22 protein-coding genes are annotated in these 22,618 nt (G+C 66.9%); 3 read left to right on the forward strand and 19 right to left on the reverse strand.

What is annotated here, in order from left to right:
* Positions 1 to 2 precede the first annotated feature (2 nt).
* The 15 genes from TEF_09155 to TEF_09225 all read right to left on the reverse strand — a co-directional run bounded on the left by TEF_09155 (position 3) and on the right by TEF_09225 (position 17,071).
* Positions 3 to 623, reverse strand: a complete 621-nt coding sequence (locus TEF_09155; protein ID ANK80942.1) for a hypothetical protein — start codon at positions 621 to 623, stop codon at positions 3 to 5.
* Positions 624 to 753: 130 nt separating this feature from the next.
* Entirely contained in the window at positions 754 to 2,889 is a 2,136-nt protein-coding gene (locus TEF_09160; GenBank protein ID ANK83385.1) for an alcohol dehydrogenase, read from the reverse strand.
* A 189-nt stretch (positions 2,890 to 3,078) separates the two neighbouring features.
* Positions 3,079 to 3,882 carry a cobyrinic acid a,c-diamide synthase gene (locus tag TEF_09165; protein ANK80943.1) on the reverse strand — a complete coding sequence of 268 codons (804 nt, stop codon included), beginning with the start codon at positions 3,880 to 3,882 and terminating at the stop codon, positions 3,079 to 3,081.
* Positions 3,879 to 4,829: a hypothetical protein gene (locus tag TEF_09170; GenBank protein ID ANK80944.1), complete on the reverse strand. Its 951-nt coding sequence runs from the start codon at positions 4,827 to 4,829 to the stop codon at positions 3,879 to 3,881. The genes TEF_09165 and TEF_09170 overlap by 4 nt, the downstream gene beginning before the upstream one ends.
* A 6-nt stretch (positions 4,830 to 4,835) precedes the next feature.
* On the reverse strand, positions 4,836 to 6,992 hold the full coding sequence (locus TEF_09175; protein ANK80945.1) for a flagellar biosynthesis protein FlhA: 2,157 nt from the start codon (positions 6,990 to 6,992) through the stop codon (positions 4,836 to 4,838).
* Positions 6,993 to 7,027: 35 nt separating this feature from the next.
* On the reverse strand, positions 7,028 to 8,419 hold the full coding sequence (locus TEF_09180) for a sigma-54-dependent Fis family transcriptional regulator (GenBank protein ID ANK80946.1): 1,392 nt from the start codon (positions 8,417 to 8,419) through the stop codon (positions 7,028 to 7,030).
* Positions 8,420 to 8,438: 19 nt separating this feature from the next.
* On the reverse strand, positions 8,439 to 9,221 hold the full coding sequence (locus TEF_09185; protein ID ANK80947.1) for a flagellar motor protein MotA: 783 nt from the start codon (positions 9,219 to 9,221) through the stop codon (positions 8,439 to 8,441).
* A gap of 5 nt (positions 9,222 to 9,226) precedes the next feature.
* The gene (locus tag TEF_09190; protein ID ANK80948.1) at positions 9,227 to 9,589 is read right to left on the reverse strand and encodes a flagellar motor switch protein FliN; all 363 of its coding nucleotides are present in this window, start codon (positions 9,587 to 9,589) and stop codon (positions 9,227 to 9,229) included.
* 24 nt (positions 9,590 to 9,613) lie between these two features.
* Positions 9,614 to 10,225 (reverse strand): hypothetical protein, encoded by a 612-nt coding sequence (locus TEF_09195; protein ID ANK80949.1) that lies wholly within the window; start codon positions 10,223 to 10,225, stop codon positions 9,614 to 9,616.
* A gap of 14 nt (positions 10,226 to 10,239) precedes the next feature.
* Positions 10,240 to 11,253, reverse strand: a complete 1,014-nt coding sequence (locus TEF_09200; protein ANK80950.1) for a flagellar motor switch protein FliG — start codon at positions 11,251 to 11,253, stop codon at positions 10,240 to 10,242.
* A 10-nt stretch (positions 11,254 to 11,263) separates the two neighbouring features.
* Positions 11,264 to 12,964: a flagellar M-ring protein FliF gene (locus TEF_09205; protein ANK80951.1), complete on the reverse strand. Its 1,701-nt coding sequence runs from the start codon at positions 12,962 to 12,964 to the stop codon at positions 11,264 to 11,266.
* 191 nt (positions 12,965 to 13,155) lie between these two features.
* The gene (locus TEF_09210; protein ID ANK80952.1) at positions 13,156 to 13,446 is read right to left on the reverse strand and encodes a hypothetical protein; all 291 of its coding nucleotides are present in this window, start codon (positions 13,444 to 13,446) and stop codon (positions 13,156 to 13,158) included.
* A 106-nt stretch (positions 13,447 to 13,552) separates the two neighbouring features.
* On the reverse strand, positions 13,553 to 14,884 hold the full coding sequence (locus TEF_09215; protein ANK80953.1) for a hypothetical protein: 1,332 nt from the start codon (positions 14,882 to 14,884) through the stop codon (positions 13,553 to 13,555).
* A 90-nt stretch (positions 14,885 to 14,974) separates the two neighbouring features.
* Positions 14,975 to 15,646 carry a hypothetical protein gene (locus TEF_09220; protein ANK80954.1) on the reverse strand — a complete coding sequence of 224 codons (672 nt, stop codon included), beginning with the start codon at positions 15,644 to 15,646 and terminating at the stop codon, positions 14,975 to 14,977.
* Between the two features lie 9 nt (positions 15,647 to 15,655).
* Positions 15,656 to 17,071 carry a hypothetical protein gene (locus tag TEF_09225; protein ID ANK80955.1) on the reverse strand — a complete coding sequence of 472 codons (1,416 nt, stop codon included), beginning with the start codon at positions 17,069 to 17,071 and terminating at the stop codon, positions 15,656 to 15,658.
* Between the two features lie 235 nt (positions 17,072 to 17,306).
* Here TEF_09225 and TEF_09230 point away from each other — a divergent pair, with 235 nt between their 5' ends.
* Entirely contained in the window at positions 17,307 to 17,912 is a 606-nt protein-coding gene (locus tag TEF_09230) for a glutathione S-transferase (GenBank protein ANK80956.1), read from the forward strand.
* Between the two features lie 16 nt (positions 17,913 to 17,928).
* On the opposite strand, the gene TEF_09235 is transcribed toward TEF_09230, so the two are convergent.
* From TEF_09235 to TEF_09245, 3 genes are all read right to left on the reverse strand, one after another.
* Positions 17,929 to 18,246 carry a hypothetical protein gene (locus tag TEF_09235; protein ANK80957.1) on the reverse strand — a complete coding sequence of 106 codons (318 nt, stop codon included), beginning with the start codon at positions 18,244 to 18,246 and terminating at the stop codon, positions 17,929 to 17,931.
* A 4-nt stretch (positions 18,247 to 18,250) separates the two neighbouring features.
* The gene (locus TEF_09240; protein ID ANK80958.1) at positions 18,251 to 18,958 is read right to left on the reverse strand and encodes a cytoplasmic protein; all 708 of its coding nucleotides are present in this window, start codon (positions 18,956 to 18,958) and stop codon (positions 18,251 to 18,253) included.
* Between the two features lie 71 nt (positions 18,959 to 19,029).
* Positions 19,030 to 20,019 carry an NAD(P)H-quinone oxidoreductase gene (locus tag TEF_09245; protein ID ANK83386.1) on the reverse strand — a complete coding sequence of 330 codons (990 nt, stop codon included), beginning with the start codon at positions 20,017 to 20,019 and terminating at the stop codon, positions 19,030 to 19,032.
* A gap of 77 nt (positions 20,020 to 20,096) precedes the next feature.
* Here TEF_09245 and TEF_09250 point away from each other — a divergent pair, with 77 nt between their 5' ends.
* Positions 20,097 to 20,285, forward strand: coding sequence for a hypothetical protein (locus TEF_09250; protein ANK80959.1), 189 nt, complete (start codon positions 20,097 to 20,099; stop codon positions 20,283 to 20,285).
* On the opposite strand, the gene TEF_09255 is transcribed toward TEF_09250, so the two are convergent.
* Positions 20,275 to 20,775 carry a hypothetical protein gene (locus TEF_09255; GenBank protein ID ANK80960.1) on the reverse strand — a complete coding sequence of 167 codons (501 nt, stop codon included), beginning with the start codon at positions 20,773 to 20,775 and terminating at the stop codon, positions 20,275 to 20,277. The two genes, TEF_09250 and TEF_09255, sit on opposite strands and share 11 nt — an antisense overlap.
* A gap of 532 nt (positions 20,776 to 21,307) precedes the next feature.
* On the opposite strand from TEF_09255, the gene TEF_09260 reads away from it, so the two are divergent.
* Positions 21,308 to 22,618 carry an O-acetylhomoserine aminocarboxypropyltransferase gene (locus TEF_09260; protein ANK80961.1) on the forward strand — a complete coding sequence of 437 codons (1,311 nt, stop codon included), beginning with the start codon at positions 21,308 to 21,310 and terminating at the stop codon, positions 22,616 to 22,618.

The following is a 22,618-nucleotide window of genomic DNA, read 5'->3' on the forward strand; positions in this document are numbered from 1 at the left end:
CCTCAGGGCAGGAGGCCGGAGACCAGCACCTCCTGCGTCAGCTTGCGGCGCAACGCGTCCTCGAAATGATCCAGGCTGTCGACGCCCATGACGAAACCATTGGCGACCTTGCTGGCGTAATAGGCCTCCAGGTTCTCGCGCTGATGGCCGAAGACCAGGCCGTTGATCTCGATCCCCGCGCCCGCCGCCTGCTCGCGCAGGCGCTCCAGCCCCAGTGAATCGCGGTTGTCGCGGCCGTCGCCGGAGATGTCGATGATCCGCCGGCCCGGTTTGCCCTCCAGCAGTTCCAGCGCGTCCGACATGCCCCGGGAGATCGCCGTGGCGCCCCTCGGACCGAGCGGGCTCCAGCGTTCGTAGATGTTGGCGGCGTCGGCCGGCGTGCTCCAGCCGACCACGATTTCCGAGCGGGTGTCGAACTCGACTATGGCGACCATCGTGTCCTTCAACGCCCTGGCCATGAACGGGTCGCGCAGCACGCGGGCATAGGCGCCGCGCTGCAGGGCAAGCTCGCGGTCGTCGATCGAGTTGGAGCGGTCCACGACAAGCACCAGCCATTCCCGCGCCTGCGCCGGGCCTGCAACCAGGACGCCGGACAGGATCAGCAGGACCGCCAGCAGGCGCATGGCCGGCCTCGGGCGTGTGGTGCACCGGTTGTTCGGGAGCGGCATTGGCGGGACTCGCGGGTGAACTCGCAAAGAACGAGGGGGAGCGGGCGGCGACGCCCGCTCCCCCGGTTCCTGGCTGGTCCCGTCCCTACTTCGGCCGGACGGCGTCTGCCGTGGCCTGGATGAACGCCTGGATCCTGACGACGTCATCCTTGCTCAGGCGGCCGGTGAAGTCCGGCATGCCGCCCTGCACGAAGGTGTCGCTGAGGACCAGATCGGGCAGGTTGCGCAGTACGTTGGCGTCCGTGAAGCCCAGATTGGGCACGTTGCCGCCATTCTGCACGCCGGGCACGCCATGACACTGAGCGCAGCTCGAGACATAGAGGCCCGTGCCGGCGGTGACGTGTTCGGGATCGTACTCGACGCCCTGCACCAGTTCGCCGGCCTGCATCGCCACGTCCTTCGGCTTCTCACCGCTCGCGCCGACCGCGAAGGTGTAGACCCGCCCCGGTCCGACGGTCTCGGTAGCCTTGTTGGCGACCCCGTAGACGCCGCCCCAGCCGACCGCGATCGAGACATACTGCTTGCCGTCGATCATGTAGGTGGAGGGGCCGGCCACGGCACCGGTGCCCAGAGGCGTCTGCCAGAGGGTGGCGCCGGTCGTCGCGTCATAGGCCACGAAGCGACCGTCCGCGGTGCCCTGGAAGACCAGGTTGCCGGCGGTCGCGAGCGTGCCGCCGTTCCACGGCGAGAGATACTCCTGCCGCCAGACTTCCCGCTGGTTGACCGGATCCCAGGCGATCAGGGAACCGTAAGGCTTGGCTTCCGGCGCTACGGCGTTCAGCGCGAAGCCCAGGTTCCAGCCCGAATTGGACGCGAACTTGAACGGCTTGTGTTCGTCCTGGACGAAGTCCTTTTCCGGCAACTGGGTGACCGGGACGCCCTGGGCGGGGATGTAGACCAGGCCGGTCTGCTCGCTGAACGACATCGGGTGCCAGTTGTGGGCGCCATAGGCGCTGGGGATCGTTTCCCAGGGCTTGTCCTTGGCGCGCGCATCCGGAACCTCGATCGGCCGGCCATTGGCGTCGTAGCCCTCGGCCCAGCTCACTTCCACGAAGTTCTCCGCGGAGATGAACTCGCCGTCGGTGCGGTCGACCACGAAGAAGAAGCCGTTCTTCGGCGCGTGCATGATGACCTTGCGCTCGCGGCCGTCGATCTGCAGGTCGGCCAGCATCAGCGGCTGGGTTGAGGTGTAGTCCCAGTGATCGCCCGGCGTCTCCTGATAGTGCCAGACATATTCACCGGTGTCCGGGTTCAGGGCCACGATGGAGGCGAGATAGAGATTGTCGCCGCCGCCGGGGCTGCGGATGTCGCGGTTCCAGGGATTGCCGTTGCCGGTGCCGACGTAGAGCAGATTGAGCTCCGGGTCGTAGACCATGCTGTCCCACATGGTGCCGCCGCCGCCGGCCTCCCAGTACTTGCCCGACGGATCCCAGGTCAGCGCCGCGCGTGCCATGGATTTGTCCTCGAACGGTTTCGAGGGATCGCCCGGCACGGCGAACCAGCGCCAGGCCTGCTCGCCGGTTTCGGCGTCATAGGCGGTGATATAGCCGCGCACGCCGTACTCGGCGCCGCCATTGCCGATGATCACCTTGCCGTTCACGACGCGGGGCGCGCCCGTGATCGTGTAGGCCTTGTCGCGGTCGATGACGGTGTCGACTTCCCACACCGGCTGACCGGTCGCCGCGTCGAGCGCGACCATGCGGCCGTCATAGGTGCCGACATAGACCTTGCCCTTGTGGAGCGCGACGCCGCGGTTGACGATGTCGCAGCAGCCCTTCTCCGCGTAATCGCGGGGCACCTGCGGGTCGTAGGTCCAGATTTCCTCGCCCAGCCGCGCGTCGATGGCGTGCACGATGCTCCAGGACGACGTCACGTACATGATGCCGTCGACGACGATCGGCGTCGCCTCGACGCCGCGCCGCGAATTCAGGTCGTAATACCAGGCCAGACCCAGTTCGCCGACGTTGGCGGTGCTGATCTGGTTCAGCCGGCTGTAGCGTTTCTCGCCATAGTCCAGACCGTAGTTGAGCCAGTTCTCGCTGGTCTTGGCGTTCTCGATGATGGCGTCCTTGTCGACGCCACCGGTAATTTCGCGGATCTTGGCCTCCGACAGGGGCTCCGCCCATGTCGAAGCAGCGGTCAATGCAAGCGTGACCGCGGCCAGCGCGATTGCTGTACTGCGCACGATTTTCCTCCCTGGAACTTTTCTGTTCTTCGCGATCCGGGGAGTCGAGCTGGCCGCCACGGTTGACCCCCTGTCCCCGTACCGATCAGCAAGCCTAGTCGGTTGTGAATTCGTGCGCCAGCTTCTTGCGTTCAAGCGTCCGTTCGGCCGCTTTCTTACCAATCAGTAGTTGGTTGTTACTTGCAGGTAATGAAAATCTTCATTCATGACGGCGGGGGCGTCGCGTCAACCGGTGAGGCCGCGGGCGATGCGTTCCACGTCCTCGCCGGCGAGGCTGGTCGGATGCCGCTTCAACAGCGGGGTCTGACGGCGGATGGCGTCGGGCACGCGGCTGTCGCGGCGGACGATGCCGGCCAGAGAGGGGGCGAATCCGAGAAAGTTCTCGCAGGCCGTGCGCAGCTTCTCGTAGGTGCGCTCGCCATCGCGCTGGTTGCTGGCCAGGTTGATGACGACGCGAATATCGGCGCCGGCGTCGGCGCCGTGGATCAGCTTGATCAGGGCGTAGGCGTCGGTGATCGCCGTCGGCTCCTCGTTGGTGACGACCAGCAGCGGTCCTGCATTCGCCGCAAGGGTGCGGACGGCGCGGTCCACCCCGGCGCCGAGGTCCAGGATCACGCTGTCATAGGTGTCGCCGACCAGCTTCAGGCCGCGGCGCAGCATGTCGAGCTGAGCTGCGCCGGCATCGGCCAGCCGCGCCGTGCCCGAACGGCCGGCGACGACGTCCACGCCGGTTGCCGGATCCTGCGTGACCACATCTCGGAAGGAGGCTTGACCGGTCAGGGCCTCGGAGAGGTCGCGGGCGGGCGACAGCCCGAGCTGGATATCCACGTTGGCAAGTCCCAGGTCGCCGTCGAACAGCAGCACCTTGCGTCCTGCCCTGCGCATGGTGTGGGCGAGAGTGATCGCGAACCACGTCTTGCCGACGCCGCCCTTGCCGGACGCCACCGAGATCATGTTGGCGCCGAGCCGGGCGGACGGATGCCCCGCGGGGCCGTCCTGGCTGCGCGAGCGGGCCGGGTGCTGGTTCATGCGCGTTTCCTGTCGTTGTTCAGGTCGGTCGCCTGATCGGGGTCGCTGAGGATCATCCGCGCGAGCGCGGCGGGAGTGAGGGTATGCAGGCCGTCGGCGATCACCGGCGACGCACCTGCGAGGCAGAAGGCGAGACCGGAACCGGCGGCCGCCAGCAGACCGCCCAGCCGACGGGCGGTGTCGAGACGGGTGACGATCATCCGACGGGCGCCGATGCTGCGGAAGGCTGCGGCCATGTCCTCGGATTCGTAGGGGTCTCCGCCGGCGGGCAGCACCAGGATGGGCTCGGCCTCGTTGATCCGCACCGTTTCCGTCAGCCTGGCCATGTCATAGGCGTCGAAGGGGTTCACGCCCTCGGTGTCGATCAGCCGGGGGCCGCGCCAGTCGAGGCGGCGTTCCGGGCTGAGCCGCACCGGCGGATTCTCCACGATGGCGCCGAGAGCCTTCAGACGGTTGTCGCCGCCGGGGCGTTCGATATCCGTGGTCGCGATCTTCAGCGGCTGCTTGCGCAGTGCCGCCTCCAGGGCAAATTTCGCGGCCACCACCGTCTTGCCGGCGCCCGGCGGGCCGACCAGCGCCAGCGCCGGTTCGGCGCCGGGTTCGGCGGGACGGAAGCTGAAACAGTCGTCCATGCCCGCCGTGAGCGACACCGTGAGGTCCGGGTCGTCCACCTGCGCCGCCACCCTGCAGATGCGTTCGTTGAGAGCCGTCGGCGCGCCGTGAAAGGCGATGGCGCGGACCAGGAACTCGGCGTCCGGCGTCAAGCCGGCGTCTTCCTGCTCGGGTTCGGTGGCCGGAGCCGGGGCGGCGCGCTCGACCGCCGCCGTGACCTCGACGCCCTCGCGGGTCTCCCTGGTGCCGAGAATGACCGCTTCGGGACCCAGTTCGCGGCGGACGTCGCCGAGGGCGGCGGAGACCGTGCGGGCGATGAAGGTGCGGACCTGCATCGCCGATCAGACCTGCGCCAGCGTGCGCAGCCGCACCTTGGGATGGACCTCGTTCTGGCTCATCACCACGGTGGCGTTGCGGAAGCGCTCGACGATGGAGCGGACGAAGGGGCGGATGGCCGGACTGGTCAGCAGCACCGGGTCATGGCCCTGCTGGCCCAGACGGTCGTAGTGCAGGCGCACCGCGCCGATGAATTCCTGCAGCTTGCTGGGCGCCATGGCGAGCTGACGCTCCTCGCCGTGCCCGGTCAGGGCGTCGGCGAAGGCCTGCTCCCATTCCGGCGAGAGCGATACCAGGGGCAGGTAGCCGTCGGGGCTGAGATTGGCGTTGCAGATCTGGCGTGCCAGGCGGGTGCGCACGTGTTCGGTGATCAGGGTGACGTTCTTGGTGAAGCCGACGGCTTCCGAGATGCCCTCCAGGATGGTGGCTAGGTCGCGGATCGAGACACGCTCCGACAGCAGGTTCTGCAGCACGCGCTGGATGGCCGAAACCGAGATCTGGTTGGGGATCAGGTCGTCCACCAGCTTCTTGTGCGCGTCCGGCAGATCGTCGAGCAGCTTGCGCGTCTCCGCATAGGAGAGCAGCTCCGCCATGTGGTCCTTCATGATCTCGGTCAGGTGGGTCGTGACGACGGTCGCAGCGTCGACCACCGTCAGCCCGCGGAAGCTGGCTTCCTCGCGCAGCGACTCGTCGATCCACTTGGCCGGCAGACCGAAGGCCGGTTCGATCGTTTCCTCGCCGCGCATGTCGATGGGCCGGCCGGCGGGGTCCATCACCATCAGCCGGCCGACGCGGACATCGCCGGCGCCGGCCTGCACTTCCTTGATGCGGATGCTGTAGGCGTTGGCGCCGAGCTGGACATTGTCGAGGATGCGCACGCTGGGCATGACGAAGCCCATGTCGGTGGCGAACTGGCGGCGGAGCGCCCTGATCTGGTCGGTGAGCTTCGGCGCATTGCCGTCGCCCTCCAGCAGCTTCAGCAGGCCATAGCCGATTTCCAGGCGCAGTTCGTCGATCGCCAGCACTTCCGAAAGCGGCTGCTCGCTCGGGGTCTCCTCTTCCGCTTGCCTGGCGTCGTCCTCGCGCCTGATTTCCGCAGCCGCGGCGTCCTTCTTGCGCCGGGCCATGTACCAGGCGCCATAGCCCGCCGCCCCGGCCAGCGCCAGGAAGGGCAGCATCGGAATGCCCGGCAGCAGCGACATTGCGACAAGCAGGAACGAGGACAGGCCCAGCGCCTGCGGATATCCGCTGAGCTGTCCGAACAGCGCCTTGTCGGCGGAACCGGTGACGCCGGCCTTGGAAACCAGCAGGCCCGCGGAGGTGGAGACGATCAGCGCCGGAATCTGGGAAACCAGGCCATCGCCGACGGTCAGCAGGGTGTAGGTCTGCGCCGCGGCGCCGAAGCTCATGTCGTTCTGCGCGACGCCGATGACGATGCCGCCGATGACGTTGATGAAGGTGATCAGCAGGCCGGCGATGGCGTCGCCGCGGACGAACTTCGCCGCGCCGTCCATGGCGCCGAAGAAGGTGCTCTCGTCCTCCAGCTCCTTGCGGCGGTCGCGGGCGTCCTTCTCGTCGATCAGGCCGGCGGAGAGGTCGGCGTCGATCGCCATCTGTTTGCCCGGCATGGCGTCCAGGGTGAAGCGCGCTGCGACCTCGGCGATGCGGCCGGAGCCCTTGGTGATGACCACGAAGTTCACGATCACCAGGATCGAGAAGACGATGATCCCGATGACGAAGTTGCCGCCCATCACGAAGTTGCCGAAGGCCTCGATGACGTTGCCGGCGGCGTCGGTGCCGGTGTGGCCTTCGGACAGGATCAGGCGCGTCGAGGCCAGGTTCAGCGACAATCGGAGCATGGTCGCGATCAGCAGGACCGTCGGGAAGGAGCTGAATTCCAGCGGCTTGCCGATGAACAGGCAGGTCATCAGGATCAGCACGGAGAAGGTGATCGAGATGGCCAGGCTGAAGTCGAGCAGCCAGCCCGGCATGGGCAGCATCAGGACGACCAGGATGGCCACGACGCCCAGCGCCAGCGCGATGTCGCCGCGCATCAGATGGCTTTTGAGGACGGCGAGCGTGTCGGCGCCGTTGCTGCCGAAGCCGCCGCCGGTCGCCGTCACTTCGCCGCCGCCGCGTTCTGCGGGGAGCTGCTCGCTCATTTCAACCTGCCGGAAAGGGGGTCAGAACCAATTGCTCAGTACGCCATGCGCCGCATCTCGCCCGGCCCGGGGACGGGGACGCCCTCCTCGGTATAGGCCTTCAGCTTGTTGCGAAGCGTCCGGATCGAGATGCCCAGGATGTTGGCCGCGTGGGTGCGGTTGCCGAAGCAGTGGTCCAGGGTCTCCAGGATGAGCTGCTGCTCGACCTCGGCGACGGTGCGGCCGACCAGGCCGGCCTGCGCCGCGTCTTCCTCCGAGATCACGCCGCCGCCGGAGATCTCTCCGGCGACCCGCCCCGCGGACGGCGCCGCGTTCTCCCCCGGACGGGAACCGTCGGGCAGCACGATCGCTTCGATGGTGATCTCGTTCCCGGTCGCCAGCAGCACGGCGCGGTGGAGGGTGTTTTCCAGTTCGCGGACATTGCCCGGCCACGGATGCCCGCGCAGGACACGCGCGGCGTCGCGGTCGATCGGTTTGCAGGCGACGCCGTTGGCCTCGGAATACTTGGCGACAAAATGGTCGGCCAGAACCGCGATGTCCTCAGGCCGCTCGCGCAGCGGCGGCAGCTTCAGGTTCACCACGTTCAGGCGGTAAAGCAGGTCCTCGCGGAAGGTGCCCGATTTCACCTCGGCGACGAGATCGCGGTTGGAGGTGGCGATGACCCGGATATCGACCTTTATCGGCTTGCCGCCGCCGACCCGGTCGATCTCGCGTTCCTGGATCGCCCGCAGCAGCTTGGCCTGCAGGCGGATGTCCATTTCGGAGATTTCGTCCAGCAGCAGCGTTCCGCCATCGGCTTCCTCGAACTTGCCGATGCGCCGGGCCACCGCGCCGGTGAAGGCGCCCTTCTCGTGACCGAACAGCTCCGATTCCAGAAGGTTGTCGGGGATGGCGGCGCAGTTGACGGCGACGAAGGGTTTGTCGGCGCGCCGGCTCTTCAGGTGAATGTGGCGCGCCATGACCTCCTTGCCGGTGCCGCTCTCGCCGGTGACCAGGATGCAGGCGTTGGAAGGCGCCACCTGGTCGGCCAGCTTGATCACCTGCTCCATGCGCTGGTCGCGGTAGAGCAGGTCGGTCTCCTCGTCGGCGACCGCCTTCAGGACGGCGGCGATCAGCTCGGGATCCGGGGGCAGGGGGACATATTCCTTGGCGCCGCCCTTGATGGCGCGCACCGCGGCTTCGGTGTCGTTGCCGATGCCGCAGCCGATGACGTCCAGACTGATGTGCTCGGCGGCCAGCCCCGTCACGAAGGCGGCGATGTCGAGCTTGACGTCGACCATGGCGAGGTCGGCGCCGCGGCCGGAACGCAGTGCGTGCATCGCGCTCTCGACGGTGTCGACATGGGCGACCTTGGCCCCGTTCTGCATGGCGATCTTGCTGGCCGCGCCGAACTGGCCGGACAGGGGCCCTACGATAAGAAGCCGCATGGCGTTTCTTTCCTCCGTATCAGGTCGCGTAGTACCGCACGCGCTTCAGCGGCGGCAGCAATGAGTTGATGAGCGTCTCCAGCCGGCGCGGATTTTCCTTGCGGCTGATGGAGCAGGCGGCGGCGGCGTAGAGCCGGTTGAGCGTCGCCTCGTCGGCGGCGTTGCGTTCGATCTTGGTGGCCAGCGGATGCAGCACCATGTTGGCCAGCACCGCGCCGTAGAGGGTGGTCAGCAGGGCCAGGGCCATGGCCGGCCCGATCTCGGCGGGGTTGTCGAGACGGTTCAGCATCTGCACCAGACCCACCAGCGTGCCGATCAGGCCCATGGCCGGGGCGATTTCCGCGGCGCGCCGCAGGATATGGACGACGCCGCGCTCGCGCTGAGCGATGGAGACCATGTCGTTCTCCAGGATACGCTCGATCTCGGCGGTCGGCGTATCGTCGGCCACCAGTTCCAGCGCCTTGCGCAGGAAGGGCTCCTCGCGCACGCCCGTCAGCGTCCGGGGCAGGCCCAGATGGCCCTTGCGCCGCGCCTCGTCGGCCAGCCGGACGGCCATCATCGCGGCCTGGGAGGCGTCGCGCGGGCGGCGGAAGATCGCCTGCAGGGTGATCGGCACGGCGCGCAGGACATCGCCGACATGGAAACTGATCAGCGTCACGGCGGCGGTGCCGCCCAGCACGATCAGCACCGAGGGCAGGTTGACGAAGTTCGCCCATCCGTCGCCCAGGGCCACGGTCAGCGCCAGCAGGCCGAATCCGGCCAGCAGTCCCAGCGCCGTCGCGATGTCGAAGCGGCTCAGCATGGCCTTCAGCTCCGGTTCCCCTTGATGATTTCCGTCATCGTCACGCCCAGACGCTCGTCGACGACCACCACTTCGCCGCGGGCGACGAGGCGGTTGTTGACGTAGATGTCGATGGCCTCGCCGACCTTGCGGTCCAGTTCGACCACGGCGCCGGTCTCGATCTTCATCAGCTGGCTGACCTGCATGCGGGACTTGCCCAGCACGGCCGAGACCTGCACGGGAATGTCGAAGACCGCCTCCAGGTCGTTCGCGGTCTTGCTCGTCTCCTCGTCGTCTGCAGCGACGTCGGTGCCGGCGACGTCGGTCGCGGGCACCTGGGCGGCGCCTTCTTCGAGGTTGTCGAGGTCGAGTTCGTTGTCGTCCGCCATGATCGGCTGCTCCGTTGGATCGGGTTACTGGACGTTGTCGGTGGCGAGGTAGGTGCGGACCGCACGCTCGATCAGCGCCTCGGTCCGGGAAAGTTCGAGCGCGGCGCCGCCGTCGGCCCATTCGACGCGGCAGTCGCTGTCGGTCATCGTCTCGTCGGGCAGCATCACCAGATGGCCGTCGAAGCCGGCGCTGGCTGCGATGGCGGAAATGCGCTCCCGGATCGCTTCGGTCACGCCGTCGGACGCCCGTATCACCAGGCGCGGCTCGTCGCGCAGCTCGCCGATGCAGTCGACGATCAGCGCCTCGATGGCCGCCAGGGGATGGGCCTCGATCAGGTTGCCCGCCAGCTTGCGTCCCACGGTCACCGCCACCTCGGCGGCTTCGCGGCGGCAATCGCCGAGCGCCGTCCGAAGCTGCTCGCTGGCGGCGTCGATCTGTTCCGATATCACCGACAGCGAAGCGCTGGCGGCGGCTTCGATTTCCTGGCGCGCTTCCTGATGGCCGGCGCGCTGGCCTTCGGCATAGCCCTCCGCGCGGGCGGCCGCGAGATCCTCCTCGGTGAAGGTCTCGGCCTTCTTGCGCCGCCGGGCTCCGCCGTCGCCGAAGTTCTTGTCGAAAAGGAACTTCTCGCCCATGGTCCGCGCCCCGCTCAATAGACCAACTCGTCGTCGCCCTTGTTGTCGGCGAGCATGATCTCGCCGCGCTGGGCCAGGTCCTTGGCGGTGTTCACCATTTCCATTTGGGCGGCCTCGACGTCCCGCAGGCGGACAGGGCCCATGGCCTCCATGTCCTCGCGCAGGATCTTGGCCGCACGCTCCGACATGTTGGAGAAGAACAGGTCGCGCAGGGAATCCGACGCACCCTTCAGCGCCAGACCCATCTTGTCCTTGTCGACGCCGCGCAGCAGGGTCTGCACACCGGCCGGATCCAGCTTGGCCAGGTCCTCGAAGGTGAACATCAGCGCCTTGATGCGCTCCGCCGAGTCGCGGTTGCGCTCCTCCAGGGCGGCGACGAAACGGTTCTCGGTCTGGCGGTCGAGATTGTTGAAGATCTCCGCCATCATCTCGTGGCTGTCGCGGCGGTTGGTGCGCGCCAGGTTGTTCATGAACTCGATGCGCAGCGTCTCCTCGACCTTGTCGAGAACCTCCTTCTGCACCGATTCCATGCGCAGCATCCGCGCCACGACTTCCATCGCGAAGTCCTCGGGCAGGGCGGCCAGGACGCGGGAGGCGTGGTCGGGCTTGATCTTCGAGAGCACCACCGCGACGGTCTGCGGGTACTCGTTCTTCAGATAGTTGGCGAGCACCGTCTCGTTCACGTTGCCCAACTTGTCCCACATGGTGCGGCCGGCCGGGCCCCGGATCTCCTCCATGATCAGCTCGACGCGCTCGCGGCCCAGCGTCTTGGCCAGCATGCGCTCGGTGCTTTCGAAGGAGCCGACCAGGGAGCCGCCGGAGCTCATCTGGTTGGCGAACTCGACAAACAGGCGCTCCACCAGATCGGAGTTGATCGAACCGAGGTTCGCCATCGTCTGGGAAACTTCCTTGATCTCCTCGTCGTCGAGCAGCTCCCAGACCTTCGCGGTGCCTTCCTCGCCCAGGGAGAGAATCATGATGGCCGCTTTCTGCGAACCGCTCAGATGCCGGTATTCAAGACTTGGCATGATACGCTCCTCAACGGTCCTGGTAGAGCCAGTTGCGCAGGATCGCGACGGCCTCTTCGGGGTGCTTTTCGACGATCTCGGCGATCTTCTTCAGCGACGATTCCTTCACCCGGCCCTCGACGTGGCTGAGATCGATGGTCGGTGAGGGCGGCCGCTGCTCGGCCGCCGGCAGGGCGGGCATGCCGCCGTCGCCGCCCTGGCCGCTGGGCGGCGGCAGGGACAGGTTGCCTTCGGCCTGGCGGCCGGCGGCGGCCAGCGCCGCGTTGATGTTGCCGCTGGCGCCGGCCAGCGCGAGCGAGTCGTCGGCGGCGTCCATGTTGCCGGTGGCCAGGATGCGGCTCAGCATCGGGCGGACGACCAGCAGCATGACCAGCAGGGCGATCAGACCCAGCGCGGCGGTTTCGCCGATGCGGATCAGCTCCGCCTTGCCGAGTCCGGCGACCTCGAATTCCTCCGCGACGGGTTCCTCGAAGACAGCATCGACATCGGCGAAGCGAAGGTTGGAGATCTCGACGGTATCACCGCGCTCTTCGTTGTAGCCGACGGCGGAACGGACCAGCCGGCCGAGTTCTTCCAGTTCGTCCTCCGTGCGCGGCTCATAGGTGCGGTTGCCCTCGGTGTCGGTGCGGTAGTTGCCGTCGACCAGCACGGCGACCGAGAGGCGTTCGATCACGCCGGCTTCCCGCACCTCGGTGCGGATCTGCTGGGAAATCTCGAAGTTCGTCGTCTCCTCGGTCACCGATTCCTTGTTCGAGGTTTGCTCGGTCGCGCCGGCGCCGATGTCCTGTCCGGGCAGGTTGGTGGCCACGGTTACGGCGTCCTGGGCATTGCCTTCATTGGTGCTCGAGGTCTCCTCGCGGAGCTGGGTCGAGCGCACGACCTGGCCGTCGGGATCGTAGGTCTCGCTCTGGGTGGTGACGCGGTCGTGCTGGATCTCGACGGCGACCTCGGCGCGCACGCGGCCGGCGCCGACGGTCTGTTCGAGCAGGGATTCGACGGCGTGCTTGATGCGGCGCTCATGGCCGAGGCGCAGTTCCTGCAGCGCGCTGGGCGCGCTCAGCGGGTCTTCGCCGCCGTCCAGAGAGCGCGAAAGCAGATTGCCGCGGCTGTCGACCACCGAGACGCGGCCCGGATCGAGGTTGGGCACTGCGGCGGCGACAAGGTTCTGGATCGCGGAGACACGGTCACGGCCGAGATTGCCGCGCATCTTCAGGACGATGGACGCGCTGGGTTGGCGATCCTCGCGCTGGAAGACCTCGCGCTTGGGCAGCACCAGATGGACGCGCGCCGCGTCGACGCGGTCGAGGGAACCGATCGTGCGCGAGAGCTCGCCTTCCAGTGCGCGCAGCAGATTGACGTTCTGCACGAAGTTCGTGGTACCCAGCGAGTCGGTCTTGTCGAAGATCTCGTAGCCCACGGAGCCGCCGAGCGGCAGGCCCTCCTCGGCGGCGGCCATGCGCTGGCGGGCGACCTGATCGCGGGGCACGTAGATCTCGCCGCCATTGCCGCGGATTTCGTAGGGGATCTCCCGCGATTCCAGCATGGCGACGATGTTCGCCGCGTCCGCCGGCTCCAGTTCCTTGTAGAGCAGCGCCATGTCGGGCTTGGCGACGCGGCTCGCCAGGAAGACGAAGAAGACGATGACGGACAGGGTGACGCCGGCGATGAGAACCAGTCGGGTCAGTCCCAGATTCTTGATGATGTCGGGCAAGGCCGGCTCCGTCTTCGGGTCAATTGCGGTCTTCGCCAGGGGGCGACGCAGCCGACGATAGGGGAGCCGTCGTAAATCAGCGGTTAACGCTGGGCAGGTTTTGCCGGGTGATGGGAATATTTTTCCGGTCTGGAGTCCGGGGGGCGGCGTTCTGCGCGCGCGCCGGGTATCTATGGATCAATCAGACAGTATCAATCGCCCGCGGCCGCGGAGGCGCGGTAATCCTGGAGACGGGTGGTCCTGAGGCCGCGGACGCCATGGCGTTCGACGGCGCGCTGCCAGGAAAGAAACTCCTCCACCGACAGCGTATAGCGCTGGCAGGCCTCCTCGAGGGTCAGCAGGCCGCCGCGAACCGCGGCGACGACCTCGGCCTTTCTGCGCGCCACCCATCGGCGCGTATTCGGGCTGGGCAGGTCGTCGACCGTCAGCGGCGTTCCGTCCGGACCAATGACGCTTGCCTTTGGACGGGGGCTATCCGGCATTTTTCGGCTTCCTCTCTTGTTCCGACCAGGGAAAGCTACCGCGCTGCCTTTAACATTCCTCTAAATCAGATGGTTAACGGACCGGGCGGTTCCCGGTCCGTCGCCGTCAGCGCTTCAGCCTGACCAGTTCCTCCAGCATCTCGTCGACGGAGGTGATGATCTTGCCGTTGGCCGAGAAGGCGCGCTGGGTCTGGATCATGTTGGTGAACTCCTCGGCCAGGTCGACGGTCGAGGATTCCAGCGAGGAGGGAGCAATGAAGCCCGCGCCGCCGACACCGGCCACGTTGAGGCTGAAATTGCCGGAGTCGTTGTTCTGCTGGAAGGCGTTGCCGTTGACCGAGCTCAGGCCCGAATTGTTCGTGAAGGTGGCGAGCGGAAGCTGGAACGCCTTCTGGCGGGTGCCGTTGTCGAAGAAGGCGGTGACGATTCCGTTCTCGTCGATCTCCACGCCGGTCAGGGAGCCGAAGACGGCGCCGTTGATGCTGTTGGAGATGATCTGGGAGATGCCGTTGAACTGGGTCATCCCGTCCGTGGCGCCGTCGCTGCCGAAGTCGACCGCCACCGTGGAGTTGTTGACGCCCAGGCTGGCGTCCCAGGTGATGTTCAGGTTCTGCAGCGCCGCGCTGGTGTTGGTCAGATCCAGCGTGCCGTCGGTGTTGAAGGCCATGGTGCCCGACGAAATCAGGCCGTTCGGATGGGTTGCGGCGTCGACCTGTGCGGCGGGCTCGACATAGATTTCGGTCAGCCACTGGTTCGCCGTCGCCGACTTGAGGAACCCGATCGTCAGGCTGCGTGTGCCGCCCTGGCTGTCGAACAGCTGCAGCGTGGTCTCGAAGTCCGGATCGAAGGTGCCCGCGGCCATGTCGCCGGCGGCGTAGGCGCCGATGCCGGCGTTCACCGTCTGCGTCGACTGCAGGTTGGCCTGGAGGGAGATCGCGTCGGTCGCGGTGGCGCTGCCGGTGATGGAGTTGACGTTCACGGTCTGCGTGACGTCCAGCACCGTGCGGTTGGTGGGGATGTCGCCGTTGGCGTCGATCGGCCAGCCGCGCAGGTAGTGACCCGCCGAGTTGCGCAGATTGCCGTTCTGGTCGGGGCTGAACTGCCCCGCGCGGGTGAACAGGAACTCGCCGGTGGCGTCGTCGGGCGTCGTGTTGACGACAAAGAAGCCGTTGCCGCTGATGGCGATGTCCGTCGCGGACGTGCTCTGCTGCAACAGGCCCTGGGAGTTGTTGAGATTGATTGGCTGGGCCTGCACGCCGCCGGCGTTGAAGCCGCGGCTGGCGGTGCCGGCCTGGCCCACCAGGGTGGTGAAGGCAGCCCGCGTGGACTTGAAGCCCACGGTGTTGACGTTGGCGATGTTGTTGGCGATGGAACTCATCGCCTGGCTCTGGGCGTTGAGCCCGGAGACGCCGGAGAACATGGCTCCAAGGATACTCATCTGCGTGGCCTCATTTCACGAATGCGTCCGGCATTGTGCCCTGGACGTGCCGCCGACCTACTTCGGCGACGAATGGGTTGTCGTCTCGGTCTAGTCTTCGCTGGTCACCGCGGAGACGGCGGTGACATCCGACAGGGGCAGGATGGCGCCGTTGACGGTCAGCTGTGCGACGCCGTTGACGACTTCGACGCCGTCGACGATGCCGCCGGCGCGGATGGTGGCGGGGATCTTCGAGCCTTCGCCATCGACGGCCGAGATCGAGATCCGGTAGACGCCGTCGGGCATGGTGTTGCCGAGGTCGTCCCGGCCGTCCCAGTCGAAGCTGTTCAGCCCCGCTTCTCCGCTGGCCTGGACGGCGCGGATCGGGCGGTTCTGGCTGTTGGAGATCAGGATCGAGACGTTCTCGGCTTCCTCGTCCAGTTCGTAGCGCCAGGTGGCGGCGCCATCGGTCAGCCGCGCGCGGTCGCTGACGCCTTCGACGGACTTGCCGATATAGTCGACCAGGGCCCCGTGCTGATTGGCCAGCGACAGCGAAACCAGGGATTCGAGATTGTCGTTGGTGGCGATCTGCTGCTCGACCTGGGAGAACTGGACGAGCTGCTGCGTGAACTGCTCCGACTTCAGCGGTTCCAGAGGGTCCTGGTTCTTGAGCTGGCTGGTCAGCAGGGTGAGGAAGGTGTCGAAGTCCTCCGACAGCTTCCGCCCGGCGGCGCCGCTGGCGTTGTTCTGCAGGGTGGGAAGACCCAGTGCGGAAAGATCCATATTCGGCTCCTAGACTGAAAGGTCGATGCCGAGCCCGTCGAGCGACAGGCTCTGGCGGCCGGTGGAAGTCAGGATGGTGTCGGGGACGATCCGCTCGCCCGGCTTCTCGCCGGCCGGTCCGTCGCCTTTCTCCCCGCTGCCCTCACGGTCGCGGCGGTCCTGGAAGGTGAAGCTGTCACGGTCGGTGTTGAAGCCGGCGTCGGCCAGCGCCTTCTCGAGCTGGTTCACGTCGCGGCGGAGCTGTTCCAGCGTCTCGGCGCGCTCGGCGCTGACCACGGCCATGATCCGGCCGTCATGCCCCAGTTCCAGCTTGACCTCGACCCGGCCGAGCTCGGCCGGGTGAAGCTGGATGTCGATCTTGTCCGCGCCCTCGCGCGCACCGCGCACGATGGAGACAGAGAGCTGCTGGGCCGCTTGGGCGGCGTTCTGCGGCATCTGCGGCTGCAGGTGAGCCTGGAACGTCTGTGCCGTCTGGCTGCTCTGAACCGTCGGCTGTGCGCTCTGTTGGGGCAGCGCCGTCTGGATCGGCTGTTCTGGCTGCGGCGCCGTCTGCTGGAACGCGGCCGGGTCGGCGAAGGCGAAGCCGCGCGGCATCTGGCTGTCCATGGCCTGGATGATGGTGGAGTGGGAGGCTGTGCCGACGCCGGCGCCGCCCGTGCCCGATTGCAGCGCCTGCAGGTTCGGCGACGCCGAGGCCGCGGCGGCCGCGTTGGCGAGGGCGTTCTTCGCGACGTTCGCGGAGATCGAGGTCGCCTGCTTCAGGCCCGTCTTGCCATTGAGAGGTTTGATGATGGCGAGGATGTCCGGTTCGGCCTCGGGCAGTTCGCCCTCTGGCAGGGCCGAGGCGGGCGCCTCACCCTGCACGGTCTTCTGAGCCGCTGCGGCGATCGCCTGCGCAGCGGTGTTCGGCGCGGCTGCCGCGCCGGAAGCGGATGCACCGCCGCCACCGCCGCCGCCCGACTGCGCGGGCGTGGCTGCAGCGCCTGCCGAGGTGATCGCCGTACCCTGACCGGCCGCCGCCGCGGACGCGGTGATGGCGGTATCCCTGGCGGAGACTGTCTGTTTGACGTTCTCGGCCGGCTGGGCGGCCGGAACCTGGCCGTCCTCGCCGCGGCTCTCAGCGGTCGCCTCCTTGTCGGCGACGTCACCGGCGCGAGGCGGTTCGTGCGTCCCGGCGGCACCGTCGGAGTTCTTCGGTGGTGCGCCTGCATCGTTCGGGCGGCCGGCGCGCTCGGCAGGCCGGCGGTCGTCCTGCCGGGCGCGGTCGAGCGAGTCGGCGAAGGCGGGGCGGGGTTCTTCGCGCTCGCGCGTCCTGCTGTAGGCGTCGCGCGCCGCGGCCCTGTCGGCGGCGTAGCTTCTGTCGAAGGCGAGAATGTCCGAAGCGGCTGGCATGTTCATCGTCCGAAAATGGAAATCGTCGGACATCCATCAGCAAGGTCGATGCCACGCCCCTCCATGAAAAATAGCACGTATTTTCAATATGTTGAGTGAGAGGAATTTTCTCGTCCATGCGGTGGTCATGGCCCCGCGGCAATTCCTGCCGGGCCAATTCCGCCGCCGGGACGGTTGAGGGAAACTTGGCGACTTGCCTAGAACTTCTCGGTTGCGGGTGTCTGGCTGGCGGGGATCAGATAGCGCCGCAAGCGCCTGGAGGGACACCGTGCTGACGCTCTACGACAACCTGGATTCCGGAAATGGCTACAAGGTCCGGCTGCTGCTCTCGTGGCTGGAAATTCCGTTCGAGCGCGTCGAGGTGGATACCTATGCCGGGGAGAGCCGGCGGCCCGAGTTCCTCGCCCGGTCGCCGAACGGCAAGGTGCCGGTGCTGGACCTGGGCGATGGCGACCATCTGTGGGAATCGGGCGCGATCCTGTTCTACCTCGCCGACGGGACCGCCTTCCTGCCCGACGACAGGCGCGCGCGTGCCGAGGTTCTGAAGTGGATGTTCTTCGAACAGTACAGCCACGAACCCTATGTCGCCGTGCTCCGCTCCTGGTCGCGCCATGGGCCCGTGACCGACGAGCGGAAGCGGCAATGGGCGGCCCGGGAAAGCGAGGGTTATCGCGCGCTCGATATCATGGAGGGGCATCTGGAAAGCCGCGACTGGTTCGTCGGCGAGGGACCGACGATCGCCGACATAGCCTTGTTCGCCTACACCCATGTGGCCGATCAGGGCGGCTTTGAGATGGGACGATACCCGGCGATCCGGCGCTGGATCGGGCGGGTCAGGTCGCTGCCGCGTTTCCGCCCGCTCGACCAGCCCTGAACCGGCCCGCTGGCGGTCAGCCGTCGCCCAGCATCCGCCGCAGATAGCTGCGCCGGCCGGCGTGCTTGCGTTCCCGGTTCCGGTCCGCGTCCTCGCGCTCGTCCAGCGCATCCTCGAAATAGTCCACGATGACGCGGTAGACGCGGCGTCTCGGGCGCGAGACGTCGTCCAGCAGTCCTTCGACCGTGAGTCGGTCGATCAGGGCCTGGACGTAGCGGGGATCCTTGCGCCAGCCGAGGGCGAGGAAGGATTTCAGGCGAGCGAAATCCGCCTCGACGCTCTCCTCCATCGCATTGCGGGCGTCGAGAGTGCCGTCGCCGTCCTCGTCGGCCATGGGTTCAGCTCTTTCTGCCGAAGACGGAGTCGACGGTCGGCTCCTCTTCGTCATCCTTCTCTTCGTCGTCGCCCTTGCCGCGGTTCAGGCCGAAGGCGGCGGCCATTTCGGCCGCATCCGCCGTCAGGCGGTTGCGCGGGTCGATTATGGCCTCGGCCTCGACGGGTTCGCCACTCTCGGCCAGCGCCTTGCGGCGGCGCTCGACGGCCTTCTCGACCGCCTTGGCGAGTTCGGTCTGGGTGCAGATGCCGAGGCTCACCGGATCCGTCGGCTTGATCTGCTGGATGTTCCAGTGGGTCCGGTCGCGGATCTTGTTGATGGTGTCCTTGGTGGTCCCCAGCAGTCGCTGGATCTGGGCGTCCGTGAGCTCAGGATGATGACGCAGGATCCAGGCGATCGCAGCCGGGCGGTCCTGGCGCTTGGAGACCGGGGTGTAGCGCGCGCCGCGGGTCTTGCGCTCCGGCGGCAGCGCCGTTTCCTTCAGCTGCAGGGTCGCCTTCTCGTCCTGCTCGCACCGCTCGATTTCCGCGCGTGTGAGCTGGCTGTTGGCGACCGGATCCAGCCCGACGATGTTCTGGGCGACCTCGCCGTCGGCGATGCCCTGCACCTCAAGCGTGTGCATACCGCAGAATTCCGCGATCTGCTTGAAGCTCAGGGTCGTGTTGTCAACCAGCCATACGGCTGTGGCCTTCGGCATCAATGGCAATGCCAATGTCGTCTCCTGATGATGCTGAGTGGAGTTGGTCAAGCGCATTATACGTTTCTGCGCGATCACGCAAGTTGTCAGACCTCAAGCATGATCTTTCCTATGTGGGTGCTCGCCTCCATTTTTTCATGGGCCTTCGCAGCCTCTGCGAGCGGCAGGACGGTGTCGATCACCGGCGCGACCGCGCCGGAGGCCAGCAGCGGCAGCACATGCTCGGCCAGCGCCTCGGCGATCTCCGCCTTCTGCTGAACCGACCGCGGACGGAGTGTCGATCCGGTCAGCGTCAGGCGCTTCAGCATCATCGGCGTGAAGTCAAACTCGACCTTCGGGGTGTCGAGGAAGGCGATCTGGACCAACCGGCCCTCGACGGCGAGGGCCTTGACGTTGCGGCGGAAATAGTCGCCGCCGACCATGTCGAGGATCAGGTTGACGCCGTCGCCGCCGGTCAGTTCCTTCACCACCTCCACGAAGTCCTCTTCGCGGTAGTTGATGGCCCGCTCCGCGCCCAGTTTCACGCAGGCATCGCACTTCTCCGCCGACCCGGCGGTGGCGAAGACGCGCGCGCCGAAGCGCTTCGCGAGCTGGATCGCCGTGGTGCCGATGCCGCTGGAGCCGCCGTGAACGAGGAAGCTTTCGCCGCCCTGCAGACGTCCGCGGTCGAAGACGTTGGTCCAGACGGTGAAGAAGGTTTCCGGCACCGCCGCGGCCTTCACCATGTCATAGCCTTCGGGCACGGGCAGACACTGCGGCGCGGGCGCGGCGCAGTATTCGGCATAACCGCCGCCGGCAACCAGGGCCATGACCCGGTCGCCCTCCTTCCACTGGCTGACGCCGGCGCCCCTGGCGACGATTTCGCCTGCGACCTCCAGGCCGGGCAGGTCGGAGGCGCCGGGAGGCGGCGGATAGCCGCCGGCGCGCTGGATGCAGTCGGGGCGGTTGACGCCCGCGGCCGCGACCCGGATCAGCACCTCGTCATGGGCGGGCCGCGGCACCGGCCGCCGAACCTGCCTCAGCACGTCCGGCCCGCCAGGGCCCGTGATCTCGATCGCATTCATTTCGTCCGGCAACGAGGCCATGGCCTTCCCCTTTTTGGTCGCGAAGCTCTTTCGATCTATTGTTGTGGCCGCATGGGAGCAAGTGAGGATTGACCATGACGGACGATGAAGAACGCGCCAGGGACACTTTCTTCGCCGCGCGGGACCTCGACGACGTCTCGGTGGAGGAGCTTCAGGAACGGATCGCGGCGCTGCATGCCGAGATCGCGCGCCTGGAAGCGGCCGTCGAACGGAAGAAGTCAGTGCTCAACGCCGCCGACTCGGTATTCAAGCGCTGAGGCTCCGCCGCCCGCCGCCGGTTGGCCCCGGCTTCATGTCGGCGACGCCCAGGATCATGTCGACATTCCTGCCGTCGGCCGCCAGCGGCAGCATCAGGCGGTCGAACAGGAACGCGCTGCCGCCGAAGATCGCCGGTTCGCCGAGCGTGGCCACGGGACGGTGCGTCTCCACGACGCCGTGCACCAGGTCGATGAACCGGAAGCGGCTTTCCCCGCAGACCGGATCGTCCAGATACCTGCCCGTGGCGTCGCCGCCCGACCATTCCGCCACTCGTGTGCCGATCAGGCGGTAGCGGTATCGGCCTGCCTCCGGCGCATCGATCAGGAACAGGTGCCCCAGTATGTCGGTCAGATCTTCGGGCCTGAGATCCTGCCGACCGGGCAGCAGGCCGTCCGTCACGCCCGCCGCCCAGTAGTCATGGACGCGGCGCAGGGGGCCGGCCGGAAGCCGCGCGGTGAGATTCGTCTGCTGGTCGGCGTGATCGTTCATGATCCTGCGTCGCCTCCAATGCCGACGGCTCGTGGCGCGCCGGCGTCCGGGATCCCGATCCTGACCCGTTTCATGCGGTTCAGACAACGGACGCGTCCCGAATAGTGCAACTGGCGGTCGTTTTCGAGGAAAAATGCAAGCGTGATTCAGCTTTGGTTAACTTCCCGCCCTCATGATGGGTATCGAGGACAAGACAGCTTCCTCACCCTCCCTGTCGAACTCGGCCGCTCCCAGCTCCCTCCCCAAAGGGAGCGGCCGAACCCGACTCGCTCCTTACTGACAAGTACTTGATAGTACTGTGGCGTGTTGAAATACGTCGAGCGGTATGCTTGACGGTCCATTTTCGAGCCGCCTTAATTCACCCGCGGAGCCGAGTTTGACAGGGAATGGCTAACCACAAAGGGCGGAAAAGAAGCCCGAGGGAGATCTCCGTGAAAGGCCGCGACCCGGGCACCGGGCGCGGTTTTTCTTTTTCGTCTTCCCCAAGACTGGTATCGATCTTCCCGCCGCCACGACGGCATGGGGAGATGCGATGAAACCGAAATATCCGAAGCTGGCGACGCTGGGCCTGCACGCGGGCCAGCACCCGGACCCGGCCACCGGCGCCCGCGCCGTGCCGATCTACCAGACCACCTCCTACGTCTTCGACGACACCGACCACGCGGCGGCGCTCTTCAATATGGAGACGCCGGGCCATCTCTATTCCCGGATATCCAACCCCACCGTCGCGGTCCTCGAGGAGCGTCTGGCGGCGCTGGAAGGCGGCGTCGGCGCGGTCTGCACGGCGTCGGGACAGGCGGCGCTGTTCCTGGCGGTCTCGACGCTGATGGGCCAGGGCGGGCACATCGTCAGTTCCGCCTCGATCTATGGCGGCAGCCACAACATCTTCCATCACACCCTGCCGCGCTTCGGCATCACCGCCACCTTCGTGGACCCCCGCGACACCGAGGGCTTCGCGAAGGCCATCCGGCCGGAGACGCGTCTGGTGTTCGGCGAGACGCTGGGCAATCTGGGCCTCGAGATCATGGACATTCCGGCGGTGGCGTGCATCGCGCACGACCACGGCCTGCCGCTGATGATCGACAACACATTCGCCACGCCGCATCTCTTCCGGCCTGTCGAGCACGGCGCCGACATCGTCATGCACTCGGTGACGAAGTTCCTGGGCGGACATGGCATCGCCATCGGCGGGGCCATGGTCGACGGCGGAACCTTCGACTGGGCGGCGTCGGGCAAGTTTCCAACGCTCACCGAACCTTATGAGGGCTATCAGGGCCTGAACTTCTGGGAGGAGTACGGGCCGGCGGCGCTGTGCATGCGGGCCCGCGCCGAGGGCCTGCGCGACTTCGGCGCCTGTATGTCGCCGCAGAACGCCTTCTACCTGCTGCAGGGTGTCGAAACCCTTCACGTGCGCATGCCGCGCCATGTCGAGAACGCCCGCCGGCTGGCCGCCTTCCTGGAAGATCACGAAGCGGTCGGCTGGGTCGCCTATCCAGACCTGGAGAGCCATCCCGATCACGAACGCGCGAAAGCGTTGCTGCCCGAAGGTTCGGGCGCGATCTTCAGCTTCGGCGTCAATGGCGGCCGCGAGGCCGGCCGTGCGTTCATCGAGAACCTGAAGGTCTTCTCCCATCTCGCCAATGTCGGCGACGCCAAGTCGCTGGTGATTCACCCGGCATCGACGACCCACCAGCAGATGGACGCCGAGGCGCTGAAGGCGGCCGGCGTCGGCGAGGATCTGGTGCGTCTCTCGGTCGGGCTGGAAGATGCGGACGACCTGATCGACGATCTGAAATCGGCCCTGCGCGCCAGCCAGCGCGTGCTCAAGGCGGCGGCGGAGTAG

It is taken from the genome of Rhizobiales bacterium NRL2 (genome assembly GCA_001664005.1).
Lineage (GTDB): Bacteria > Pseudomonadota > Alphaproteobacteria > Minwuiales > Minwuiaceae > Minwuia.

Bases quoted from the DNA above. Each gene is read 5' to 3' on its own strand.
- TEF_09155 (ANK80942.1), bottom strand. From the start codon at position 623: ATGCGCCTGCTGGCGGTCCTGCTGATCCTGTCCGGCGTCCTGGTTGCA.
- TEF_09165 (ANK80943.1), bottom strand. From the start codon at position 3,882: ATGAACCAGCACCCGGCCCGCTCGCGCAGCCAGGACGGCCCCGCGGGG.
- TEF_09170 (ANK80944.1), bottom strand. From the start codon at position 4,829: ATGCAGGTCCGCACCTTCATCGCCCGCACGGTCTCCGCCGCCCTCGGC.
- TEF_09175 (ANK80945.1), bottom strand. From the start codon at position 6,992: ATGAGCGAGCAGCTCCCCGCAGAACGCGGCGGCGGCGAAGTGACGGCG.
- TEF_09180 (ANK80946.1), bottom strand. From the start codon at position 8,419: ATGCGGCTTCTTATCGTAGGGCCCCTGTCCGGCCAGTTCGGCGCGGCC.
- TEF_09185 (ANK80947.1), bottom strand. From the start codon at position 9,221: ATGCTGAGCCGCTTCGACATCGCGACGGCGCTGGGACTGCTGGCCGGA.
- TEF_09190 (ANK80948.1), bottom strand. From the start codon at position 9,589: ATGGCGGACGACAACGAACTCGACCTCGACAACCTCGAAGAAGGCGCC.
- TEF_09195 (ANK80949.1), bottom strand. From the start codon at position 10,225: ATGGGCGAGAAGTTCCTTTTCGACAAGAACTTCGGCGACGGCGGAGCC.
- TEF_09200 (ANK80950.1), bottom strand. From the start codon at position 11,253: ATGCCAAGTCTTGAATACCGGCATCTGAGCGGTTCGCAGAAAGCGGCC.
- TEF_09210 (ANK80952.1), bottom strand. From the start codon at position 13,446: ATGCCGGATAGCCCCCGTCCAAAGGCAAGCGTCATTGGTCCGGACGGA.
- TEF_09215 (ANK80953.1), bottom strand. From the start codon at position 14,884: ATGAGTATCCTTGGAGCCATGTTCTCCGGCGTCTCCGGGCTCAACGCC.
- TEF_09220 (ANK80954.1), bottom strand. From the start codon at position 15,646: ATGGATCTTTCCGCACTGGGTCTTCCCACCCTGCAGAACAACGCCAGC.
- TEF_09225 (ANK80955.1), bottom strand. From the start codon at position 17,071: ATGTCCGACGATTTCCATTTTCGGACGATGAACATGCCAGCCGCTTCG.
- TEF_09235 (ANK80957.1), bottom strand. From the start codon at position 18,246: ATGGCCGACGAGGACGGCGACGGCACTCTCGACGCCCGCAATGCGATG.
- TEF_09255 (ANK80960.1), bottom strand. From the start codon at position 20,775: ATGAACGATCACGCCGACCAGCAGACGAATCTCACCGCGCGGCTTCCG.
- TEF_09260 (ANK80961.1), top strand. From the start codon at position 21,308: ATGAAACCGAAATATCCGAAGCTGGCGACGCTGGGCCTGCACGCGGGC.